The 22,991-nt window shown below is 35.8% G+C and carries 19 protein-coding genes and 1 tRNA gene; 6 read left to right on the forward strand and 14 right to left on the reverse strand.

Annotation, left to right across the window (positions count from 1 at the left end):
• The 10 genes from RT261_RS09295 to RT261_RS09340 all read right to left on the reverse strand — a co-directional run bounded on the left by RT261_RS09295 (nucleotide 1) and on the right by RT261_RS09340 (nucleotide 11,346).
• Entirely contained in the window at nucleotides 1-678 is a 678-nt protein-coding gene (locus tag RT261_RS09295; protein WP_313132026.1) for a potassium channel family protein, read from the reverse strand.
• Between the two features lie 89 nt (nucleotides 679-767).
• Nucleotides 768-2,060, reverse strand: coding sequence for a TrkH family potassium uptake protein (locus tag RT261_RS09300; RefSeq protein WP_313132027.1), 1,293 nt, complete (start codon nucleotides 2,058-2,060; stop codon nucleotides 768-770).
• A gap of 197 nt (nucleotides 2,061-2,257) precedes the next feature.
• Complete coding sequence (locus RT261_RS09305) at nucleotides 2,258-4,150, reverse strand: ABC transporter ATP-binding protein (RefSeq protein ID WP_313132081.1); 1,893 nt, start codon at nucleotides 4,148-4,150, stop codon at nucleotides 2,258-2,260.
• Between the two features lie 10 nt (nucleotides 4,151-4,160).
• On the reverse strand, nucleotides 4,161-5,897 hold the full coding sequence (locus tag RT261_RS09310; protein WP_313132029.1) for an ABC transporter ATP-binding protein: 1,737 nt from the start codon (nucleotides 5,895-5,897) through the stop codon (nucleotides 4,161-4,163).
• 43 nt (nucleotides 5,898-5,940) lie between these two features.
• Nucleotides 5,941-6,369, reverse strand: coding sequence for a MarR family winged helix-turn-helix transcriptional regulator (locus RT261_RS09315; protein WP_313132031.1), 429 nt, complete (start codon nucleotides 6,367-6,369; stop codon nucleotides 5,941-5,943).
• Nucleotides 6,370-6,598: 229 nt separating this feature from the next.
• The gene (locus tag RT261_RS09320; RefSeq protein ID WP_313132033.1) at nucleotides 6,599-7,774 is read right to left on the reverse strand and encodes a M20 metallopeptidase family protein; all 1,176 of its coding nucleotides are present in this window, start codon (nucleotides 7,772-7,774) and stop codon (nucleotides 6,599-6,601) included.
• 42 nt (nucleotides 7,775-7,816) lie between these two features.
• A complete protein-coding gene (locus RT261_RS09325) occupies nucleotides 7,817-8,794 on the reverse strand; it encodes a ketopantoate reductase family protein (protein WP_313132034.1) in 978 nt (325 codons plus the stop codon).
• 47 nt (nucleotides 8,795-8,841) lie between these two features.
• Nucleotides 8,842-9,630: a potassium channel family protein gene (locus RT261_RS09330; protein ID WP_313132036.1), complete on the reverse strand. Its 789-nt coding sequence runs from the start codon at nucleotides 9,628-9,630 to the stop codon at nucleotides 8,842-8,844.
• Between the two features lie 141 nt (nucleotides 9,631-9,771).
• Nucleotides 9,772-10,566 (reverse strand): alpha/beta hydrolase, encoded by a 795-nt coding sequence (locus RT261_RS09335; protein WP_313132038.1) that lies wholly within the window; start codon nucleotides 10,564-10,566, stop codon nucleotides 9,772-9,774.
• Nucleotides 10,567-10,839: 273 nt separating this feature from the next.
• Nucleotides 10,840-11,346: a CarD family transcriptional regulator gene (locus RT261_RS09340; protein WP_313132039.1), complete on the reverse strand. Its 507-nt coding sequence runs from the start codon at nucleotides 11,344-11,346 to the stop codon at nucleotides 10,840-10,842.
• A 122-nt stretch (nucleotides 11,347-11,468) separates the two neighbouring features.
• On the opposite strand from RT261_RS09340, the gene RT261_RS09345 reads away from it, so the two are divergent.
• Entirely contained in the window at nucleotides 11,469-11,894 is a 426-nt protein-coding gene (locus RT261_RS09345; protein WP_313132041.1) for a MarR family winged helix-turn-helix transcriptional regulator, read from the forward strand.
• Here the strand turns inward: RT261_RS09345 and RT261_RS09350 are convergent.
• The gene (locus tag RT261_RS09350) at nucleotides 11,891-12,793 is read right to left on the reverse strand and encodes an MYG1 family protein (RefSeq protein ID WP_313132043.1); all 903 of its coding nucleotides are present in this window, start codon (nucleotides 12,791-12,793) and stop codon (nucleotides 11,891-11,893) included. The genes RT261_RS09345 and RT261_RS09350 overlap by 4 nt on opposite strands.
• A 184-nt stretch (nucleotides 12,794-12,977) precedes the next feature.
• On the opposite strand from RT261_RS09350, the gene RT261_RS09355 reads away from it, so the two are divergent.
• From RT261_RS09355 to RT261_RS09375, 5 genes are all read left to right on the forward strand, one after another.
• Nucleotides 12,978-13,062: transfer RNA gene (locus RT261_RS09355), tRNA-Leu, on the forward strand.
• Between the two features lie 291 nt (nucleotides 13,063-13,353).
• A complete protein-coding gene (locus RT261_RS09360; RefSeq protein ID WP_313132044.1) occupies nucleotides 13,354-14,469 on the forward strand; it encodes a DNA (cytosine-5-)-methyltransferase in 1,116 nt (371 codons plus the stop codon).
• Nucleotides 14,470-14,721: 252 nt separating this feature from the next.
• Complete coding sequence (locus RT261_RS09365) at nucleotides 14,722-15,807, forward strand: PQQ-dependent sugar dehydrogenase (protein WP_331665445.1); 1,086 nt, start codon at nucleotides 14,722-14,724, stop codon at nucleotides 15,805-15,807.
• Nucleotides 15,808-15,910: 103 nt separating this feature from the next.
• Nucleotides 15,911-16,921, forward strand: coding sequence for a 3-dehydro-L-gulonate 2-dehydrogenase (gene yiaK / locus RT261_RS09370; RefSeq protein ID WP_313132045.1), 1,011 nt, complete (start codon nucleotides 15,911-15,913; stop codon nucleotides 16,919-16,921).
• The gene (locus RT261_RS09375; protein ID WP_313132047.1) at nucleotides 16,905-17,600 is read left to right on the forward strand and encodes an HAD family hydrolase; all 696 of its coding nucleotides are present in this window, start codon (nucleotides 16,905-16,907) and stop codon (nucleotides 17,598-17,600) included. The genes yiaK and RT261_RS09375 overlap by 17 nt, the downstream gene beginning before the upstream one ends.
• Nucleotides 17,601-17,804: 204 nt before the next feature.
• On the opposite strand, the gene RT261_RS09380 is transcribed toward RT261_RS09375, so the two are convergent.
• From RT261_RS09380 to RT261_RS09390, 3 genes are all read right to left on the reverse strand, one after another.
• Nucleotides 17,805-19,340, reverse strand: a complete 1,536-nt coding sequence (locus RT261_RS09380) for an FAD-dependent oxidoreductase (RefSeq protein ID WP_313132048.1) — start codon at nucleotides 19,338-19,340, stop codon at nucleotides 17,805-17,807.
• An 87-nt stretch (nucleotides 19,341-19,427) separates the two neighbouring features.
• Nucleotides 19,428-20,456, reverse strand: a complete 1,029-nt coding sequence (locus tag RT261_RS09385; RefSeq protein WP_313132050.1) for a ribonucleotide-diphosphate reductase subunit beta — start codon at nucleotides 20,454-20,456, stop codon at nucleotides 19,428-19,430.
• Nucleotides 20,457-20,520: 64 nt separating this feature from the next.
• Nucleotides 20,521-22,812 carry a ribonucleoside-diphosphate reductase subunit alpha gene (locus RT261_RS09390; protein WP_313132051.1) on the reverse strand — a complete coding sequence of 764 codons (2,292 nt, stop codon included), beginning with the start codon at nucleotides 22,810-22,812 and terminating at the stop codon, nucleotides 20,521-20,523.
• Nucleotides 22,813-22,991 lie beyond the last annotated feature (179 nt).

Genomic DNA, 22,991 nt, shown 5'->3' on the forward strand with positions numbered 1-22,991 from the left:
TTAACGAATACCTCTTAAAAACAGTTCAAATTTCTTAAGATCATCTCTTTTACCAACAACCACTACTTTATCATCTTCTCTAAGAACATAATCCGGAGTAATGTCGGTAATGGTATCTCCTTCGCGTTCAATAGCAATAATATTTAATTTATATTTTTGACGTAAATTTGCTTCTAATACAGTTTGACCTGCAATTTTATTCGTTAATTTCACTTCTGATATATTAATATCACCTTTTAATTCAATGCAATCCACTGTGCTGGATGATATCAGCCTGTTTGCAAGGCGTATTGCCATATCATTTTCTGGATAAATAACCTCCGCACCGATTTTTTCTAAAATCAAACCTTGCTCGTAACTAAAAGCTTTTGCTATTACTCTTGGCACACCCATACTGATAACATTTAGAGTGGTTAAAATGCTTACGTCAACCTTCTCACCAATACATACTATGACAGTACCACAGTTTTGTATTCCTGCATCCTCTAAACTTTCTTTATCTAAGGGTCCCACTACGAAAGCATTTTCCGTAATATTTCTTATTTGTTTGATTTTACTTTCATTATTGTCAATTACCAGTACTTCTTTTCCTGCATCTGCTAAAGTTTTTGCAAGTGCAAAGCCAAATCTTCCAAGACCGATAATACCAAATTCGATAATTGCTTTATGCTGTAACATTGCATATCCTCCTTAATAAAAAACATCTTACATTAAGATTATTTTATGCTGCAAATTAATATTCACAGCCTGTTTGGATAGCTATACGCTTATCCAATTGTAATACTTTCTTCTGAATAGGTCACACTTGATAGTGGTTTAAAGATCCATATAGTTGCTATAGTTAAAGGTCCCAAACGACCAATAAACATAGTAAATATAACAATCAATTTACTTATTACACTTAAATCTGGTGTAATTCCCGTTGAAAGACCAACGGTACCAAATGCAGATACCACTTCAAAAAGTATTTGAATAAATGTATATTGCGGTTCCAGAATACTGATAATAAAGGAATCAACACATACTAAAACAACAGATAAAAAGGTAAGTACAAATGCTTTATAAATAATTTCATTTGGCATCTTTCTCTTAAATGCGGTACAATGTTTATTGGTTGCTACACTTATTGTGCTCTTTATCAACGCAAAGAATGTAGTTGTTTTGATACCGCCGCCGGTTGATGCCGGAGATGCACCGATGAACATTAATATAATTAAAGCAAATAGACCTGCATTTGTAAAATTACCAACCGGATACGAACTAAAACCGGCTGTTCTTGCTGAGGTACTAAAGAAAAATGCACCTAACCAGGTAATGTCTTCTGTTAGTTTCAGTGTTACAGTACCTATAATTAGTAACGCTGCTGTCATAGTAATTACAACTTTTGAGTGCAGCGTAAATTTCTTAAAATTTCTTTTGTGTACAATCTCTTTAATTACAAAAAAGCCCAACCCGCCAAAAATGATCAAGCCACATGTAGTTAGGTTTAATAAGACATTATTTTGATATGGTATTAAGTTACGCAAACCTCCCAGAATATCAAAACCCGAGTTATTAAAAGCAGCTACCGAATGGAATAAACTGATTCCCAAAGCTTTCAGTGGTGGATAATCCTTTGAAAAGACGATAAAGCTTAGGATTGTACCTATTGTCTCAAAAAATAAGGTAACATAAAGTATGGATTTAACCAGCTTTACAATACCTTTCATAGAGTCCAGATTATACGCTTCTTTAACCAGTATACGATCTTTAAAGCTTACTTTTTTCCCAGCAAGTATAATAATACCGACTCCCACTGAAGTGACACCCAGGCCACCGATTTGAATCAACATAGCCACAACTGTTTGTCCAAAAACATTAAAATGATCTGCCGTATCCACAGCAATTAATCCCGTAACACAAACTGCACTTGTGGAGGTAAATAATGCATCAATAAAAGCCACTTCTACTCCATCATTCTGAGAGATAGGGAGATATAATATTAGTGCTCCCAATAATATTACCGTCATAAATCCAAGAGTAATAAATCTTCCCGGACTCATTTTCTTCAAAACAGCCATATTTCCTTCTTTCTGCAACGTACAAAATTGCTTACCATGAAATGTACTACTGCATAATAACACAATTAAATTGTAATATCAATATGGTAATTGTAAAATTTAGTTCTAGAAAATATACTTAATATTTAATGCCATAAACTATTAAAAAAATGACCATTTGGGATAATGGCCATTTTTTTAATAAACATTTAAATCTTTTATGAAAGCTCAAATGCACCGGTATAAAGTTGATGATATTTTCCTTTTTTCTCAATAAGTTCTTTATGGCTTCCTCTTTCGATTACTCTGCCTTGTTCTAATACCATAATCACATCAGAATTCTTAACTGTAGATAATCTGTGGGCAATAACGAATACCGTTCTTCCCTCCATCAACTTATCCATACCTTCCTGCACGATTTTTTCTGTTCTTGTGTCAATACTGGAGGTGGCTTCGTCCAATATTAGAACCGGTGGATCTGCTATGGCGGCCCTTGCAATGGCAAGGAGCTGCCTTTGTCCCTGTGAAAGATTTCCTCCGTCACCGGTTATCATCGTCTGATAACCCTCCGCCAAATGTCTGATAAACATATCTGCATTAGCTAATTTAGCTGCTGCTATTACTTCTTCGTCTGTGGCATCAAGCTTGCCATATCGAATATTATCTGCAACGGTTCCGGTAAACAGGTGGGTATCCTGCAATACGATGCCAAGGGATTTTCTTAAATCTGCTTTTTTAATTTTGTTGATATTGATATCATCATACTTAATTTTACCGTCCTGAATATCATAAAAACGGTTTATTAAATTAGTTATGGTAGTTTTACCGGCTCCGGTTGCACCAACAAAGGCGACCTTCTGCCCCTGCTTTGCATATAAAGAAATATTGTGTAATACAATTTTCTCTTCTGAGTATCCAAAATCAACATTATCAAAAACCACTTCTCCATGCATTTTCTTATAAGATACTGTACCATCACCATGAGGATGCTTCCATGCCCATATTCCTGTACGTTCCGGCACTTCTTCAATTTCACCCTTTTCATTAATTTTTGCATTTACCAGGTTTACATAACCATCGTCTGTTTCCGGCTCTTCATCCATTAAAATAAAGATTCGTTCTGCACCTGCTAAAGCCATAATAACTGCATTAATCTGATTGGAGATTTGTCCGACCGTTCCATTTAGGTTTCGTGACAATTGTAAAAAGGCTGCAATTCCTCCAAGAGTAAAACCGCTTACATGATGAATTGCTAGCAGAGAGCCCACTACCGCCACCAATACGAAATTCAAATAGCCGATATTACCTAATATAGGCATTAAGGAATTGGCAAATTTATTTGCATTGTAAGCACTTTGGCGTAGATTACCATTTAACTGGTCAAATTTCGCCTTGGATTCTTCCTCATAATTAAATACTTTAACGACTTTTTGACCCTCCATCATTTCTTCGATATAGCCGTTTAGAATACCCAGATTCTTTTGTTGTTCCATAAAGTGCTTCCCGCTTTTTCCGGCTACTTTCTTAGTGACCATTGTCATTAAAAGGATCATAAAGATCTCAACAATGGTTAAAGGTATATTCATTACAACCATAGAAATAAATACACTGATTATAGTAATGACCGAAGCCAGCAGCTGAGGTAAACTCTGGCTGATCATTTCTCTTAAAGTATCCGTATCATTGGTATATAGACTCATAATATCACCATGTGCATGACTATCAAAGAATTTGATCGGTAATGTCTGCATGTGGATAAACATATCATCTCTGATTTTCTTTAGAGTACCCTGAGATACTTTCATCATCATTCGGTTATATATATAAGTGAATACCACACCGCTGTAATAGATAAAAGCAAGAGTTAGGATACCTTTTAACAATGGGACAAAACTGGTTTCTGATTTATTTAATAATGGGGTAATATAGTCATCAAATAATACCCTAAGAAATAAAATACCGCTTAAATTTGCAAGAGAGCTTAATAGGATTGCTATAATTACAAAGAATAAGTAAAATTTGTATTCTCTTAAGATAATGTTTAACAATCTTTTAACGGTTTTTAGAGGGCTGGTTTTTGCAATCTTTTTTTCCCCTGCTTTATCTGCCATAGCTGCTCTTCTATTCTTCATCTGCGTCGGCCCCCTTTCCCTGTGATTCAAAAACTTCCTTATAAATGTCATTATTCTTTAATAGCTCTTCATGGGTTCCAAATCCATGGATTCTGCCATCATCCAGTACAATAATCTTATCCGCTTCCTGTACGGATGAAATACGCTGGGCAATTATAATCTTTGTTGTCTCCGGAATAGTTTCTTTCATGGCCTTCTGTATTAAGGCATCTGTTTTTGTATCTACTGCACTGGTAGAGTCATCCAAGATCAGAATCTTAGGTTTTTTAAGCAAAGCTCTGGCAATGGTAAGCCTTTGCTTTTGTCCGCCGGATACGTTGGTACCACCCTGTTCAATGTAGGTATCGTACTTCTGCGGAAATGTATCTATGAACTCACTGGCTTGGGCCAACCTGCAAGCTTCTATGATTTCTTCTTCAGACGCATATTTATTTCCCCATCTTAGGTTCTCTTTAATAGTACCGGAGAATAGGACATTCTTTTGAAGTACCATGGAAACCTGATCTCTTAACGTTTTAAGGTCATAGTCTCTTACGTCCACTCCACCAATCTTTATGGAACCACCGGTTACATCATAAAGTCTTGGTATTAATTGTACAAAAGTAGTTTTTGCACTGCCGGTACCACCGATAATTCCAATGGTCTCTCCTGAATGAATGGTTAAGTTAATATCTTCCAGATTTAAATTATCTTCTTTACCCGCATAGCTAAAATTCACATGTTCAAAAACAACAGAACCGTCTTTTACTTCGTATATTGGATTCGTTCTATTCGTTAAATCACTTTTCTCATCTAACACTTCCACGATTCTTTCCATAGCCGGTCTGGCCAAAATCATCATAACAAATATCATGGACAGCATCATTAAGCTGTTCAGGATTATGGCAGAATAAGTAAATAGAATCATAAGTTCACCGGTTGTCATGGTATTGGATACAATTTGCTTTGCCCCCAGCCAAGATAAAAGAAGTACAGAGCTATACATTGCAAATTGCATAACCGGAGCATTGAATATAACGTAATTTAATGCCTTTAAAAAGTATTGGTATATCACCTCAGATGCTTTTTTAAATTTATTTATTTCATGTTCTTCTCTCACATAAGCTTTTACAAACCGAATTCCAGTTAAATTCTCCTGTACACTGGCATTTAAAGCATCATACTTTTCAAATACTTTTACAAAATTAGGATGGGCATGCATGATTATCCAATATAGTGCAAAACCGAGAAAGGCTATTGTACCTAAGAATATAAGGGCTGCTTGACGGCTTATATAAAAACTCATAATCATAGATGCAACTAACATAATTGGTGCTCTTACCGCTACTCGAATTATCATTTGAAAGGCATTCTGAACATTGGTAACATCAGTGGTTAACCTTGTTATTAAACCTGACGTTGAATATTTGTCCGTATTGGCAAAGGAAAATTCCTGAATGTTATAATAGATCCCCTGTCTTAAGTTCCCCGCAAAACCAGAAGCAGCTCTGGCTGCATATCTTCCTGACAGTACGCCAAACAGTAAAGCTATCATAGAAACTCCCACCATAAGGAGTCCGCTTTTATATACATGCTCCATATTTCCGCTTCCTACGCCAATATCAATCATACTAGCCATTAGGTAGGGAATGATAATGTCCGCTATAACTTCTAAAATAATAAAAACCGGTGATAAAATGGCGGCTTTTTTATATTCACCCACATACTTTGCTATCTTTTTTATCATATAACTATCTCCTTTAAAAAATTGTTACTGCATTCTCAAAAAATCAATCGTCTATTTTTTTTGATAACTTATCTAATAATTCCTTGAGAATACCCTCCTCTTCCTTTGTCAATGCACTGGATAATAAGTTTTCCATATCAATTAATTCTTTATAAACCACATCATAAAGTTCATTACCTTTATCCATAAGGAGGATTTTTTTACACCGGCCGTCTTCGGCAGCACAAGCACGTCTTAGAATTCCACGGCTTTCCATTAAGTTCAATACACTTGTTACAGAAGATCCCCTTATATTAAATCTTTCTTCAATATCTTTTTGAAAGATATCACGTTTGGGAGATTCCCTATATACAAAACTGATGATTCTTCCCTGAATGTTTGTTAAACCATATTGGGAAATGTTCCTTCCAACTATTCTGTCAATTTTACGTGACAAATGAATTATCTTTTGCCCAATATATTCCTGCTTCAATTTCTGACCTCACTTTTCAATTAAAATTAATTAGATTTCTAACTAATTATAAATATGAAGTATATAAAAGTCAATATAAATGCTCTTGCAATTATCAAAGCTAGTGTATTTATTATGGTGATTTACTGTTTATAAAAATAGTATATAACCAGAAATCTCAATACTTACTTCAATTAAAAAGAAGAGGCTGTAAAAGCAATACCAGTCTCTTCTTTAGAGGTTAAAAGAATTATTCATCCATATTATCATTTTGAGCGGTCAAAACGCTTTGTGCCAAAAGCATTGCTCCATATTTCAATGCATTGTCGTCCGTAGCAAAGTCAGCATAATGCCAGGGAGAACTGCCCCCCTCTTTTCCAACTCCAAGCCAATAAAAAAAGGTAGGAACATATTCAGAATAAACTGCAAAGTCTTCAGAACCAAGACAAGGTTCGGTACTTACCACCGCTTCTTCTCCCATGGCTTGTACAGCCGCCTTATAGGCTAATTGATACATGGCTTCCGAATTACTTAAAAGTGGAACCCCGCCAGATTCATATGAAACTTCAGCTTTACAGTTGTAAGCACTTGCAGTATTCACAACAATCCCTTCCAGTCTTTTCTTAGCCAGTTCATGTCCTTTCTTAGATAAGGCACGAATGGATCCAGTCATATTAAGTTTGTCAACTATAAGATTATCTGGAGTTCCTCCGTGTATGGAGCAAATGGATACTACTGCTGAATCCAGAGGATCCATATTACGGCTTACAATAGTTTGGACAGCGCTAATGATACCGGCGCCACAAACAATGGGGTCAATGGTTTGATGAGGCATACCTCCGTGACCGCCTTTTCCGGTAATTTGGATTGAAAAGTTATCCTTGGCCGCCATAAGGCTGCCTTTTTTCACCGCAACTTTCCCCGTTACAATTTCAGGACGATTATGCAATCCAAATAAATAATCTATTTTTACTTTCTCAAATAGACCATGTTGGATTAATGCTGCCGCTCCGGTAGTGGTTTCTTCTGCAGGTTGGAATAGAAATACCACATCCCCGGTAAGTTTCTCGTTATGGTCTGTCAATAATTTGGCGGCTCCCAGTAAAGAAGTCGTGTGGAAGTCATGTCCGCAGGCATGCATAATTCCTTTTACTAAGGATTTCGCCTCTACCTCTGCTGTTTCTACACATTTTATAGCATCAATATCTGCGCGCAATCCTACAACCGGTCCGTTTTTACCGGTTTTTAAAATTCCTACTATCCCCGTATCCATTCCCAAGTCAACCATTTCAATTCCCAGTGCCATCAGCTTTTCTTTTATGAATTTGGTTGTTTCGTACTCCTCCATGGAAGTCTCGGGATGTTGATGTAAATGGGTTTTTATCTCTTTTAATTTCTTTTCTTCTAACTCTGTAATATATAACATGATGTCCTCCAAATACTATAAAAAGATTCCTTCTGGTAAATTTTATCTCTTTTTTAATTCTGTATAGAAGCGTTCTGTAACCGGTAAACTTAACCCATACTTTTTGCCTTCTTCCAATAAATAACCACTGAAGGTATCCAGTTCGTTTGGCTTTCCTGAATCCATGTCTCTTCGAAGGGAACTGGTGGCATCTTCTGTCTGTATATATAATAAATGTTTCAATTGTTCTTCTTCCATATTATCCGGGATAGAAACACCTTTTGTCCTTCCCACCAGACACGCCTCAGCCAATAAGTCTTTAAATTCCTCCACTTTTTTTGGATCTTTTCTCAATTCCCCGGTGGTAGCTCTGTAATATGCAGTTAGGACATTATATGCACAGTTTAAGATATATTTTTTCCATATAACCGCCTGGATATCCTCATCGACTACACACTCAACTCCTGCTCCCTGTATTATCTCATACATTTCTTCAATTGCTTTTTGTTCTTCTTTATCCGGTGCCTTTAAGCCAATATGCACGGAAGCATAATCACCTTTTTGGATAATGGTAAAGTCCTCATTACTTCCGGATACAATATAGATCAAAGCATCTAACACAATGCCTTTTCCCAAATACTTTCTTGCTCTTTCTCCCGGATTGGTACCGTTCATAATAGGTATTATAACGGTTCTTTCACCAACTATAGGTGCAATCTGACTGCACACTTGTTCCAGGGAGTAATTCTTCACACTGATAATGATATAATCCATAACGCCAAATTCTTCTGCTTTATCGGATACTTTCTCAGGCTTTACCGTAAAGTTTCCCATATATTCACTTTCAACAGAAATTCCTTTTTGGAAAAGAACCTCTTTTCTGGTACCTCTGGCATAAAACATAACATGAGGATATACTCTTGCTAAAGCTCCTCCAAGAAAACCCCCTACACCCCCAAGACCAACAACACATATCTTTTTGTCGGTTATGAATGTATTATTTTCTTTTTTAGTCCTGGATTCTTTCTTATCTCCAAGCATGTCTTTCATACCTCCTCTTGTAATTCCGTTAATTTATATATAAACTGTTATTTGTTTTTATTTAATGTTTTTAATACTTTGCATATAGAATCGATTTCTTCATCTGATAAATTAGAAATATCATCAAGCCGATTTTTAATTGAGGTAATGGTTTCTTCTTTAAAGTCCTTCTTTTCAAGATTTAAAAAGTAGCTAGTTATGGTACTGGTAATAGAACCAATTAAGCCAATACCAAAAATCATCAGAACCGCTGCAATCAATCTGCCTAAATTGGTGCTTGGCGATAAATCACCATATCCTACTGTGGTAGCAGTAACAAACGCCCACCATAAGGAATCTGTAATAGTCATATGCTCCGTATACATAATACCAACCGAGCCAAACAGAATAGCCACCACCGTAAAGAACAGCATATTCTTTAATCCATTGGTGTTTAGGAATAGATTTACCTTTCGAAATGCTTTTCTGGGAAATGCCCCAATAATACTTAATTTAAACAGTTTTGTCAGTCTGGTAATCCGAAGGACTCTTAATGTTGAGCTAAAAGGGAAAATTGCCAATAGATTAAATACATTTTCGATAAAAAATATTCTTTTATCTTTGGCTAATATAAATCTTACAAGATAATCTATGGTCAAAACAATTAAGATACCCCGATCTAGCCATATTTGCCATAAGGTTAATCCCTGATTGATATCAATCACAGCCAATATAGTACCCATTAATGCCAGTACACAAATACAATATTCATAAATGAGTATATTTCTTTTTTTCTTTTTCTTCTTATTTCTTTCTTTAATAACCTCTTCCTTACTCTTCTTAGATGCTGTATCCATTGTTTTACATCCCCAATTCTATATAATAGATGAAAGGTTGATGCTATTTGCATCAACCTATGCTTGTATTATACAGCCATTTTTTCGCTTGTCAAGAAAGCATTATTATTCTAAAATAATATTTCTGTTATATTTTTTGTATTAATTTTTATTATTTTTTAAGGGAAGCCAGTTCAGTACATTCTGTATCTTTTCATCCCAATATTTCCATTGATGATCCCCTGCTGATTCTTCATACGTTAAATCAAAACCTAAGTTCTCCAAATGTTCTTTCATGGCACGGTTGCCATTATATAAGTAATCTTCCGTGCCGCACCACATATACAGTCTTGGAAGTGGCTTACCGGATTCCTTTAATTTAGTTGCTAAAGCAGATAGATCATTCTCTTTTCCTATTACCTTATCCAAAGGTCCAAATATATTTTCAAAGAAATCTTTATCATTAGTACTTATATTCGCTAAGTCACTGCTGTTTAAAGCACCGGATAGAGAAGCTGCCGCGCAAAAACGTTCGGAACATCTTAGTGCAAGCTTGAAGGCACCGTAGCCCCCCATAGAAAGACCGGCCACAAAATTATCCTCTCTCTTTTCTGACATTCTTGGGAAGAATTCATGGCAGATAGCAGGTAATTCCTGAGAGATAAAAGTCCAATATTTATGCCCGTGACACATATCGGTATACCAGCCCAGATGTGTAGTGGGCATTACCACTGCAATACCCATTTCATCTACGTAGCGTTCTATAGATGATCTTCTCATCCAGGATGTATTGTTGCCGCCCATACCATGTAGAAGATAAAGGGTTGGGTACTTATCATCGCCATCCATTATATTATTAGGATTCATATGCTTATCACCCATCTGCGGTAATATAACATCCATCTGCATACACATTCCAATTACATTAGAGTAAAAATCAACCTGTAATAAAGCCATATCCATACCTCACTATTCTTTTTATAATTTAATATTACTGTTTTTCTTTGTAATTTCTTATTTTTTCAATAAGAAACTACATCTTCAGTTTACTATTTTGTAGAATATTATACCATAAAAATAGTATTGGTAGGAAATTTTTCTGTTAAAAATAATGTAAATTTAATTTTCAATATTAATACTTATCCTTTTAAGTATTAACAGATAATTATAAAAAATCATTAAAAAAAGGAGTCTTATGACTCCTGATTCTAATTACTAACCTATTCTTTTTTATTTAACTTCATTCTCTAATAATAGGTCCAATACTTTTTCTTTTACCTGATCCATCTCTATATCCAATGATACTGATAACTCGGAATACAATAGTTTTTCAGCCTGCTCCAGATATTTTTTATCTGCAACGGATATGTTTTTACCTGCTTTGTTTTTCTCGTCTTTCTCTAATAGTAATGTAAGTATAATTTCTGCTATTTCAAAAGGATTTCCCTCTTTTAATATTTTGCTATAAACTTTTTCTCTCTGTTTTCGGTCGGTTATTAAGTTCACATTACCATTCATGATTACATTAAATATATTTTCCGCTTCTTCTGAGGACATGACGCTTCTCATCTTAACCTTTTTGTTATTAATGGGAGTCATGATTCTTGTTTTGTCTTCATTCACAGGACGCATAATATAGAACAGTTTTGTTTCATCCGCTATGGTTTTTTCCGCAATTTCATCTATGAAACATGCTCCATAGTTTGAATACATAATGTAGTCACCTTGTTTAAACATTCTTTCACCTCCAAAACGTCAACTAAGTTGACAATGTTAATCATATCATATTTTAAATATTTAGTCAACCCGGTTGACATTCATCATCAATCCGTGTATATTAGTGCAGAGGTGATTCGTATATGGAAAATGAAAGAACTGATTATGGTCTATTAGATGATATAAGTGATAAGTATCTTCAACTAAGAAAGACTATAGAAGAAATGTGGAATAGTTCTTATAATGTTGCCATTACCAGTACAGAATGGCAAATTTTATCACTGATATATGGAAAAAAGCCTGCCATTGCAGAGATAACCAAAAAAGTTGATATAAGCAGGCAGGCTACACATAAAAATATTAAGTTGTTACATTCAAAAGGGCTTATTACCATTTATAATGTAGAAAACAACAATAGAAATAAATATTTGGAATTAACTTCATTTGGAGAAGCATGTTATTTAGACAGTAAATCAATGAAGGAATCCATCGAAAAGGATATCGTAACTAAAATCGGACCTCAAAATGCAGAAATTTTAAAAAACATACTGCAAATGGATTGGAATTAAGTTGGCTGAAGTTCGTTGATTTTTTCTCTATCTCCTTCTTGTTCACCAGTTAAAGATAGATTTTCAATATGGATTTCTTTTGCCAGCCGGCATGCTTTTATGGTATCTTCCAAAGTGTCCGCTGCTATTAGGAAACCACTGTTATGACAGAAATGTAAGGTATCTATACCACTGATATCCTTTATCTCTTCATCTCTTTTTCCCCTCCAGCTCTCCGGAAAGGATATTTTTAGCTCATTGGTATCCCGGTCTATCGGAACTCCCTGACCGGTATACCCTCCTCTATCGGAAGGTGATATGACAAATTCCATATCCGTTCCAACAATGAATCTTTTCCAAGGTGCTCCTATTGAAAGTACTGCTATATTATCTTCCTCATGATCCAGAGCCTCTTTAACAACCTCTTCTGCTCTCTCCACACTTTCTATTCGCAAGAATTTCTTCTCTAATATGGTCTTTGCTAAATTCATAGCTTCCTGAAAACAGGTATCCGGCTCTTCCTCAGAATCCCAAACAGGATTAAATAAGGATATTACTTCCGATATCTCATTTCTGCTGCCTGTATTATCGGATAAATCCAAGGACTGAACAAAAGATTCATCAAATTTTTCTGCTTCTTCTTCATTTAATATTAATGTACCAAACTTTCTCCATAGTAATCCAAAAGCTGCGTAAGGATTTCCATTTTCCCGAACTGGTGCCCCTTGCTGGTGATGGTCATATTCTCCGCCTCCAATGTCAAAAATAATGCCGTCATATTCTTCCGGCACCTCATAACCACGCTCAATTGTTATATTTGGATTTAAATAGGTTAATAAGGCAGCGCCAAAAACATCATCTGCATGGAATTTGCCGCTATGAGTAAAGGCCTTATCCGGCACTTGTTGTGATACTTGCATTCTACTATGTCCTTTCATGATCTGAAATTTTAAGTGGGAATACTTTCAGATTATTTCTTTAAAATTATTATTGAATTATTCTTTACAAAGTGTTATAATCTTATTCGGTTCACTAATTATTCATACTATTAGGCCGAACATATAATATCATAACATAACCTATCAAGTTATGAAATAAATATTTGCAGTCGTGGCGGAATTGGCATACGCGCTAGACTAAGGATCTAGTGAGCATTGCGCTCGTACGGGTTCAAGTCCCGTCGACTGCATTCGTTAAAAGTGAGAAAACCTTGAAAAGGATTTCTCGCTTTTTTTAATTATACTTAATTTCATTTTTATGGGCGTATTAATTCTGGGGGATGATTTCACACCATTGTTCAAAAGTAATAGCTTTTAGATAAGGCAGATAATTTATCATAACCTCTGATTTGCAAACTTTACTTCGAGTATAGGCTAACAAATGATTCTCAACTAATATGCGAGTTCTTTCACCTATTACGTTATAGGATTAACATAATATTCATGTTAGTATTATGTTAATAAAATCTAGGAGGTATTTTATGGCTACAATAAAACTTAAAATTGCAGAATTAAGAAAAGAAAAGGGCGTAGGGCAACAGGACTTGGCAAATCACCTAAGTGTATCTTTCCAGGCAGTCAGCAAATGGGAAACAGGTACCACAATGCCTGATATAACCTTACTTCCATGTATAGCTGAATACTTTCATGTTACCATTGATGAATTGTTAGGATTAAAACCACTTCCCCAGCAGGATTACATACCAAGGAATACGGATAATCACGATACTTTAAATGAAAAGGCAGATAATTTATATAAAAACAGAAAGTATTTCTGGAATAATGACTATCTTAGTTTTCTCATAAATAATGTATGGCACATAGATAGGCCCATTGATGTAATTGAATTCCGGTGCTGTGATGCTTACTTAGGACAGCAGTTACTGGAAATTTTTCCAAAGGGAAGCACCTATACAGGTGTCGATAATGAATATTATACGAATAAAGCAAGACTTAGATTTAACAATACGGATTTGGATACTTACTTTATTGAATCCGATATATATTCTTATAAAACAGATAAGAAATATGACATTGCCATTTGTCAAGCCGGTTTGAGGCATATGAATAATCCCATGGAGATACTAAAAATAATGACAGCTTCTGTTAAAAATGGGGGACTTATTGTCTGCGTAGATGTGAATAGAGAGCTGGAGCAGGATGGATTATATTTTGATACCATTGATTATGAGTATCTTTGCACTGCCTTTGATTTTCATAAAGTTTGGAAGAAAGAGCTGGAATGTGAAGGAAGGGATTATGCAATTGGAATGCGTTTACCATTTTATATGCAGCAATTAGGATTACATGATATTGATATTCGAGTAAATGATAGAGTCATGTATGTAAATCCTGAAATGGAAAACTATAATGGAATGATACAGGATTTTATTGCTATTAACGGCTTGGATAAGACTTTTAGCCCTTCCGAACAGGAAGATACAATAGAATTCCTGATGAATCACGGAACTGACAGAGCCCAGGCAAAAAACTATATGCAAAAACACGAGACATTAGTGGAATACTTTCGTAATACGGATAAGAAAAAATCCTTTTTAAAAGTGCAGGGATTATTAATTACTTATGGTAGAAAATAATATATTAATAAGTAATTCTACCCATAAGCAAATGGGAATGGACAATACCTCTATATCTTCGCTCCCATTTTATCATTCTGGCTTTTAGCTGCTTAGAAAAGTTAAGATTCTTATTTTAAGAAATTTTACTTAAGCAATATTAAGCAGGACGGAATCATGTAAAAACTTTATATGTATATTTAATCCTATGTACGAACATCTTTTGCGTATTTACTTATAATAATAAAAAGTATGTTTTTCACGGTGTATTGAATGAGAAAGAAATATTTATATCCAACTATGCTACGCTACCGTTACAATCAAGTATCAGACATGGTCTTTCAAGAGTTCCCTTATGAAATACAAGTTGTAGCCGAAAATCTATATGTTCCCTGGGCATTAGCTTTGAGTCCGGACGGAGATATCTATTTTACCGAGCGAAATGGACATGTGCGAAAAATTCAAAACGGCAGACTTCTTGAACAACCTCTTATTACTCTCCCTCCGCCTTTTTCAAGCCAGGGTGAAGGTGGTTTGATGGGTATCGCACTGGATCCGGATTTTATACAGAACCATTATCTGTACATCATGTATACCTATACAGAAAACAATCAAATATTTAACCGGGTTGCTCGATTAGTGGAACATAATAATATAGCAACCCTTGACAAGATCCTTCTTGATCAGATTCCCGGAGGAGCAATTCACAATGGAGGAAGAATAAAAATCGGACCGGATCAAAAATTATATATAACTGCAGGAGATTCCGGAAATTCTTCCTTAGCCCAGGACTTGTCAAGTTTGGCAGGTAAAATCTTGCGTATTAATTTAGATGGCAGCATTCCGGAAGATAATCCTTTCATGAATTCCCCAATATATAGCTATGGGCATAGAAATCCCCAGGGTTTAGCCTGGAGCGATAAAAATATATTATATAGTACGGAGCATGGGCAGAGTGCTCATGATGAAGTAAATATTATTTATCCCGGAGCCAATTACGGATGGCCGCTGGTGGAAGGGTATGATGTAATTAGTGATTTGCAGACACAAAGGCCGCTCATCCACAGCGGAGATGTAACATGGGCACCCTCCGGTATTTCCTTTATAAACCAAGGCTCTTGGGCAGGACGATTAATGATTGCATGTCTTCGGGGTGAGCAGCTGCTCCTCTTATCCTTAAATGATAGTGGAACTTCCGTAACAGACGTAACCCAATGGCTGCAATATGAATACGGTCGTTTACGGGAAGTTGTTCAAGGAGAGGATGGTTCTATCTATGTAACTACCAGTAATATGGATGGCAGGGGAATCCCACGTGTAGGTGATGATAAAATCCTGCGTTTTGTTCCAACACTGTAAATATAGTATGAATGAGGAAGTTATAGACCCCTTGACATCACCTTTTCCAATGCTATAATGAAATTGCTCTATAAAAAACAACCCAGATTAAAAAGGAAAAACTATGAGAATAAAATTTGAAGATCTACGAAATAAGTTTGAAAGCCTTTTAATAAGCAGAGGGTTTTCTCAGGAAAATGCACATAAAGCTGCTACCGTATTTGCCCAATCCAGTGCGGATGGTATATATTCACATGGAGTGAATCGTTTTCCACGAGTAATCTACTACTTAGATAAAGGATTGATTCAACCGAATGCTTTATGCGAAAAAATTTCCTCCTTTGGTTCATTGGAACGTTGGGATGGGAAACTGGGGTTAGGACCTTTAAATGCTTCTATTTGTATGGAAAGAGCTTGTGAACTGGCAAAAGAATACGGCATTGGTATCGTTGCCCTTAGTAACACCAATCACTGGATGCGTGGCGGCAGTTATGGATGGCAGGCTGCTAACAACGGCTGTATCGGTATCTGCTGGACTAATACCACTCCAAATATGCCCGCTTGGGGAGGCAAAAATCCTAAGATAGGTAATAACCCATTTATTATTTCCATTCCAAGATCTGGCGGAGCCCATGTTGTATTAGATTGTGCCATGTCACAATTTGCTTATGGTAAGATTGAAGAAGCCAGAATGAAAGGACAAAAACTTCCGGTACCAGGAGGATATGATACCGAAAATAATATGACTACCGATCCTGCTGAGATTGAGAAAACAGGCCGTGTACTGCCTATGGGTTACTGGAAAGGTTCCGGTATGTCTATCGTGTTAGATTTGGCTGCTGCTGTTTTATCCGGCGGTAATTCTTGTACCGAGATAGGGAAAAAATATGAAGAAGAAATTGCTTTATCCCAAATCATGATTGCAATTGATCCAAGTAAAATGGATACAAAAGAAATTTCGGATTCCATCATTAATACAGTAATTGAGGATATTAAGCAATCAGAGCCTATCAGTGAAGGGGGTAAAATCTTCTATCCGGGTGAAAGAGAATATTTAACCAGACAAGATAACATGGAAAATGGTATCCCCGTATTAGAAGAAGTTTGGGAAAAGATTAATGCATTGGAAAAATAGTGAGAATAAGTATATAAATTTAGCATATAAGGCAGTTATATTCGATATGGACGGTACCATGCTTGATACGGAACGCTTGGCTTCCATAGCATGGAAAAGAGCCGGAGAAGAATTAAATTATCCTATTACGGAAGAAATACTCTCACAAGTTCGGGGAAGAAATTTAACGGATAGTATACGAATATTTTCAGAGATTTTTGGAACTGACCAAGTCTATAAGAATGCCAAAGTTCTAAGAGACCGATATGTTGCCGACATGATAAAGCAAGACGGTGTCCCCACTAAAAAAGGTCTTTTCGAACTGTTATCATTTTTAAAAGATACCAATATAAAAATGGCAGTTGCCACTTCTTCAAAATCTGAAATTGCCAAAAAGCATTTAACAGGTGTGGGAATTTATAATTACTTTGAGGCACATATCTACGGCGATATGGTAGCCAAAAGTAAACCAAATCCGGAGATCTTTCTACTAGCAGCCCGTGAGCTTAAAGTAGAAACTCATGAGTGTCTGGTACTAGAAGATAGTAAGTCTGGAATACGGGCAGGTAAAAATGCCGGAATGTATTCTATTCTAATTCCTGATATGACCCCTCCGGATAAGGAAATGGCAGAAGATGCTTCTTTAATTTGTAAGGATTTAATGGAAGTATTAGAAATACTAAAAAACTCCATTGAATAATAACTCTGTTGCGAATAATGTATAACTCAGACCACCGGCCATTATCTGTTGCCAAAAGATTAGATTATTACCGGTGGTTTCTCTTATGTAGATACAATAAAGAACCTGCAATTTAGAATGGGGTATTTCTCAATCTAAATTGCAGGTTCTTTATATAAGAATGTTTTCTGGCTTTATTATAAGTTTCTCAACAAGCATCCATTCTTATTTCTTAATTAATTTCCTTTGACAAGTGTCAAATGCATCTCTTGTAGCCGGGTTACTAATCAGCCTGCCGTGATAATCGAATCTTGAACCATGGCAAGGGCAATCCCAAGTCAGTTCATTTTGGTTCCACTCTAAGCTGCATCCAAGATGAGGACATTTTGTTGTAACAAAATAATATCTATTTTCTTTGTCTCTGTATACACCATACTTTTCTCCATTGTAATTAATGGAACCAGCTTGATTAGGTTGTATATCTTCTAATTTGTCCTGGTGCATTTTTAAGCGTTCAGATAATTGACTTTTTGCAATGATTCCTGTATCTTTTAGCAATACTTTACTGCCGGAGAACATTAGTCTTCTCGGGTAGAATACTTTTTCATATTCGCTTTCTTTATTTACAATCATATCGCTAATAATCCGGGCTGCTGCCATAGAGCTGGTCATGCCCCATTTATTAAATCCGGTAGCAATATAGAGATTCGGTGTTCTTGCAGAATATCTTCCAATATAAGGTATACCATCTGGTGTGATACAGTCCTGATTAGACCATCGATACACGATACTAGCTTCCGGATACCATTTTTTTGCGGCCGTTTCTATTTTTTCATAAGCATCTAAAGGGTTATTATCTCCTGTTCTATGGTATCCGCTTCCAAGTATAAGATAATCACTGTACGTTCGAAAACTGAAACCATTTTTATCTTCATCCAAGTACATTCCATCCAATATATTATCCTGTTTTTTCCACCCTTGTAGTGCAGTAACATAACTTCTTTCCTGATGAAGTCTTAAAAAATAATATCCGGGTGTATTTATAAAGGGATAATGGGTTGCAATCACAATAGACTTTGCTTTTACATTTCCCTGTTCCGTTATAATAAGACCGTTCTTTTTTATCTCTATAATATTGGTATGTTCATAAATGGTTAGTTCCTTTGCTACTCCGTCCATAAACTTAATTGGATGAAATTGAGCCTGATTATGAAACCGAACTGCTGCTTTTACCTGGAAGGGTAAAGTAGTTTCTTTGGTATAAACAGCTGGGATTCCAATTCTTTTTGCTGCTTCTGCTTCTCTTCTTATTTTTTCTTCCCCTCTTAAGGAATATATATAATTAGGCAGAATTTCATAATCGCAATCAATGTGAAGATGATTGGATATTTCTTCGTATTTCTGAATAGCCATTTGATTTACCCTGGCATATTCTCTGGCTCTTTCTTCACCTTTATATCTTAATAATTTTTGATATATAAGACCATGCTGTGAAGTTATTTTTGCGGTAGTATTTCTGGTTGCTCCACTTCCCACCTGATCTTTTTCTATCACAACAACGTTAATTCCCCGTTCTTGTAACATATATGCAGTCAAAATACCTGCAAGTCCTGCACCTATAACTGCTACCTCTGTGTTAATATCATTCTTTAGAGTAAAAGATGGGGCTTCATTCCTGTATTCTTTCTGTCCCCATATAGATTCGCCCTTTTCTTTTCCGCTATTATGAGAAACGCTTTTTGATTTCCATAAAGTATCCATTTTATTCACCTCTGGGTTATAATTTCCAGATATGCCAAGGAATATTCATATTCACTATATTTGCTCTCTTATTTTGTAAATAGTATTCTATTCTAAATCGTCAAAATCAAATGCAGCTGCTTTGGTATAATTGGTTACTTTTGCTTCAAAGAAATCTGTTTTTGTACTGTTTAAATTGGAAAAACCTTCAATCCAGGCCATTGGGTTCTCTGTTATTTCAGGGTATAGTTCCTCTAATCCAATTGCCCTTAATCTTAAGTTTCCTAAATACTTAATATATTTATCGATTAATTCATTATTCATCCCCAATATTTCATTATTGGTAACATATTGTCCCCAAGCGATTTCATGTTCCACACCGGTACGCATCATTTCCCTGATTTCCTCTATCATTTCTTCTGTAAATAACTCAGGATTTTCATTTTTAAGTTCTTTCAATATATTCTGGAACAGAACCAAATGAGTAATTTCATCTCTGTTAATATATTTAAAAATGGTACTTGTGGCGGTCATCTTCCCCTGTCTGGCCAAGGTATAGAAGAAACTGAATCCCGAGTAAAAATAGATTCCCTCCAATATGTAGTTTGCAACTACCGCACGTAGGAAGTTCTCTGTACTAGAATCTTCATTAAACCTTTGATATATATTTGCAATGTATTGATTTCTTCTCAGAAGATATTTATCTTCTCTCCATTCATCATAGATTTTATCCCTTGTAACAGGATTGGTCACGGTGTCCAGAATATAAGAATAACTCTGGGCATGAATCTCTTCCTGAAAAGCTTGTATATTCAGGAGGGAAGATACTTCCGGAGCAGTAATATATCTTGATAGATTTGGCAGGTTTTCACTTTGTACGGAATCAAGAAAGTTTAAAAATGATATTATCTTATCAAAAGCATTTCGTTCTCCATTGGTCAGCAATGGAAATTGCTTAATATCTTCATTTAAAGAGATTTCCTCCGGTATCCAGAAATTATTTAACATGGTTCTGTAAAATACATTAGCCCAGTCATATTTAATCCGGTTCCATTCCCGTAAATTAGTTGTATTTCCATTGATTAAAGACTCCGTACCCCGCAGTCCCTGTTCATTAAATATCTTTTTCTTATTCATTTTTATACCCTTTCTATATGAGAATTTCAAATGATTTTCTTTCGAAATCCATTTATGGCTTCGCCTAACTGGAACAACTTGTACACTCATCCATTTCAAGTGACTGGTTTCTTACATAATAGATAGTTTTAACACCATTTTTCCAGGATTCTATATACAGGTTTAGTATATCCTTTGCGCTTAAACTTGGCGTAATGTAAAGGTTAAAGGATTGTGCCTGGTCAATGTGTTTTTGACGAATGCCACAGGCTTTTATGCTAAAAATCTGATTAATATAATGGGCTTCTTTATAAAGCCAGAAATTCTTCTCATTCAGGTCAGGAGCTGCTTTCGGTGTAAAGCTTCCCTTCTTTTCTTCTATAAAGAATTTCTGAAAGATCGGATCAATTCCTGCTGAGGTTCCTGCAATATTAGATGTGCTTCCGGTTGGAGCAACTGCCATAATATAGCCATTTCTTAAACCATATTTCTGTACATCTTCCTTTAATTTCAGCCAACGGGGTGAATTGTAACCTCGTCTCTCGAAATATTTACCTGACTGCCACTCAGAACCTTCAAACTCCGGATAGGCGCCTTTTTCCCTGGCAAGTTCCATAGAAGCCTTGATTGCCTCATATGCTATTTCTTCAAATAACAGATCCGCTTCTTTAAAATGTGCTTCACTTTCCCAGGTTATTCCCTTATTTACGAGATAATGATGATATCCACTGGTTCCAAGGCCTATCGCCCGGTATTTATCACTGGTAATTTTCGCTTCCGCCACCGGTGACTGATTTAAAGTTATCACATTGTCCAGCATACGAATCTGAAGTGGTACGGTTTCTTCCAATTCATCTATATTAACACGGCCAAGATTAATGGAATTCAGGTTACAGGTTACCATGTCGCCGGACTTTACTCTTGTTACTACATGATTTTCATTTTGATCCGTTACAATGCTTTCTTCAATCAGGGTAGATTCACTTACATTTTGTGCAATTTCATGGCAAAGGTTTGAAGCATAGATCATTCCGGCATGTTTATTAGGGTTGGCCTGATTGACAGTATCTCTAAAGAAAATAAACGGAGTTCCGGTTTCTACTGCACTTTTCATAATCTTTTTCATAATATCAAGGGCAGTTACTGTAACACGTTCCAGATTTTGATTTTTTTCACAGGCAAGATAATGTTGCGTAAAGGTTTTGTTGTCTTCATCATCATAAAAATCTTCTAAGTAAAATCCCATTTCTTTATGTACTTGATACGGGTCAAATAATGACCAACTTCCTCTTGCTTCCAATCTCTCCATAAAAAGATTGGGAATACTTAAAGCTGGGAAAATATCATGAGCTTTTCTTCTATCATCTCCATTATTGGTCCTTAGTTCCATAAATTCATAAAGGTCACGATGCCATATATCCAGTGTAATAGAGGCCCCGCCCTTTCTTCTGCCAAGCTGATCCACCGCCACCGCAGTATCATTATATAAACGAATCCATGGGATGACTCCTCCGGAAGCATTTTTATACCCTCTGATTTCACTATTTAGCGCCCTGATCTTTCCTGTATAGATGCCTAACGCACCACCATGTTTGGATACACTTGCGAACTTACTGTTCACATCATAAATAGACCACAGGTTATCCCCCACAACGGATATAAAGCAGCTGCTTAATTGATGATAAGGAGTACCTGCACTGGCAAGGGTTGGTGTGGCTACCGTCATCTTTAGCAAACTAAGCAGATCATAAAACTTTTTAGCATATTCCATCTTTTTGCTGCCTTCTGGAATGGCAAGATGCATAGCAATAGCAAGAAACCGTTCCTGTGGCAATTCCAATACTTCTTTATTAAAACCTTTAATTAAGTATCTATCTGTCAACAGTTTCAGGCCTTCGTAATTAAAGAGCAAGTCTCTCTCCGGTTTTATATAAGCACCTAACTCCTTAATCTCCTCTTCCTTATATTCCGTTATTAAATATTCTCCGTAATATTTATCCTTCACCAACTTATGTACTAATTCGGAAAAATCTCCATAGCCAAAATAATCATATCCTCTATTAATTGCGGCCTCTTTATATAAATCAGACATTAATAATCTTGCTGCAACATATTGCCAGTTAATATTTGTAGTTTTTACCGTATTACCGTGGGCATCTTTTGTGGTTTGAATCATCTTTTCTATGGCAGTTTGAATAAGAACTTTCTGTATTTCCTTTGTACTCATACCATCCCGAAACTGAATGTTGGAGTCCATTTCAAGCTCAATTGGGTCACAGCCCTCTAGCCCCTCACATACATAAGCTACCATCTTTTTTGTTTTTTCTACGTAAAGAGGTTCATAACTACCATCCCTCTTCTTTATTTTTATATCCATAACGCCCTTCCTTTCTCTCAGCAATAAATCATTATTAGAATATCAATCCACCCAGACAGCCTATATGTCTAAAATTAAGCGAGAAAAAGCCTCATAGTCAGAATGCAACTATAAGGCTTGAATTATATCTATATTTATTATAAATACTAGGTACAAAATAAAACTCATTTTACATGAGC

Source organism: Anaerocolumna sp. (genome assembly GCF_032079385.1).
GTDB lineage: Bacteria > Bacillota > Clostridia > Lachnospirales > Lachnospiraceae > Anaerocolumna.

What these genes read in the sequence shown, in the direction of transcription:
- RT261_RS09365 (WP_331665445.1), top strand. Translation starts at nt 14,722, where the DNA reads ATGAGAAAGAAATATTTATATCCAACTATGCTACGCTACCGTTACAAT.
- RT261_RS09340 (WP_313132039.1), bottom strand. Translation starts at nt 11,346, where the DNA reads ATGTTTAAACAAGGTGACTACATTATGTATTCAAACTATGGAGCATGT.
- RT261_RS09310 (WP_313132029.1), bottom strand. Translation starts at nt 5,897, where the DNA reads ATGATAAAAAAGATAGCAAAGTATGTGGGTGAATATAAAAAAGCCGCC.
- RT261_RS09360 (WP_313132044.1), top strand. Translation starts at nt 13,354, where the DNA reads ATGGCTACAATAAAACTTAAAATTGCAGAATTAAGAAAAGAAAAGGGC.
- RT261_RS09375 (WP_313132047.1), top strand. Translation starts at nt 16,905, where the DNA reads ATGCATTGGAAAAATAGTGAGAATAAGTATATAAATTTAGCATATAAG.
- RT261_RS09345 (WP_313132041.1), top strand. Translation starts at nt 11,469, where the DNA reads ATGGAAAATGAAAGAACTGATTATGGTCTATTAGATGATATAAGTGAT.
- RT261_RS09320 (WP_313132033.1), bottom strand. Translation starts at nt 7,774, where the DNA reads ATGTTATATATTACAGAGTTAGAAGAAAAGAAATTAAAAGAGATAAAA.
- yiaK (WP_313132045.1), top strand. Translation starts at nt 15,911, where the DNA reads ATGAGAATAAAATTTGAAGATCTACGAAATAAGTTTGAAAGCCTTTTA.
- RT261_RS09390 (WP_313132051.1), bottom strand. Translation starts at nt 22,812, where the DNA reads ATGGATATAAAAATAAAGAAGAGGGATGGTAGTTATGAACCTCTTTAC.
- RT261_RS09335 (WP_313132038.1), bottom strand. Translation starts at nt 10,566, where the DNA reads ATGGCTTTATTACAGGTTGATTTTTACTCTAATGTAATTGGAATGTGT.
- RT261_RS09380 (WP_313132048.1), bottom strand. Translation starts at nt 19,340, where the DNA reads ATGGATACTTTATGGAAATCAAAAAGCGTTTCTCATAATAGCGGAAAA.
- RT261_RS09305 (WP_313132081.1), bottom strand. Translation starts at nt 4,150, where the DNA reads ATGGCAGATAAAGCAGGGGAAAAAAAGATTGCAAAAACCAGCCCTCTA.
- RT261_RS09385 (WP_313132050.1), bottom strand. Translation starts at nt 20,456, where the DNA reads ATGAATAAGAAAAAGATATTTAATGAACAGGGACTGCGGGGTACGGAG.
- RT261_RS09295 (WP_313132026.1), bottom strand. Translation starts at nt 678, where the DNA reads ATGTTACAGCATAAAGCAATTATCGAATTTGGTATTATCGGTCTTGGA.
- RT261_RS09350 (WP_313132043.1), bottom strand. Translation starts at nt 12,793, where the DNA reads ATGCAAGTATCACAACAAGTGCCGGATAAGGCCTTTACTCATAGCGGC.
- RT261_RS09300 (WP_313132027.1), bottom strand. Translation starts at nt 2,060, where the DNA reads ATGGCTGTTTTGAAGAAAATGAGTCCGGGAAGATTTATTACTCTTGGA.
- RT261_RS09330 (WP_313132036.1), bottom strand. Translation starts at nt 9,630, where the DNA reads ATGGATACAGCATCTAAGAAGAGTAAGGAAGAGGTTATTAAAGAAAGA.
- RT261_RS09325 (WP_313132034.1), bottom strand. Translation starts at nt 8,794, where the DNA reads ATGCTTGGAGATAAGAAAGAATCCAGGACTAAAAAAGAAAATAATACA.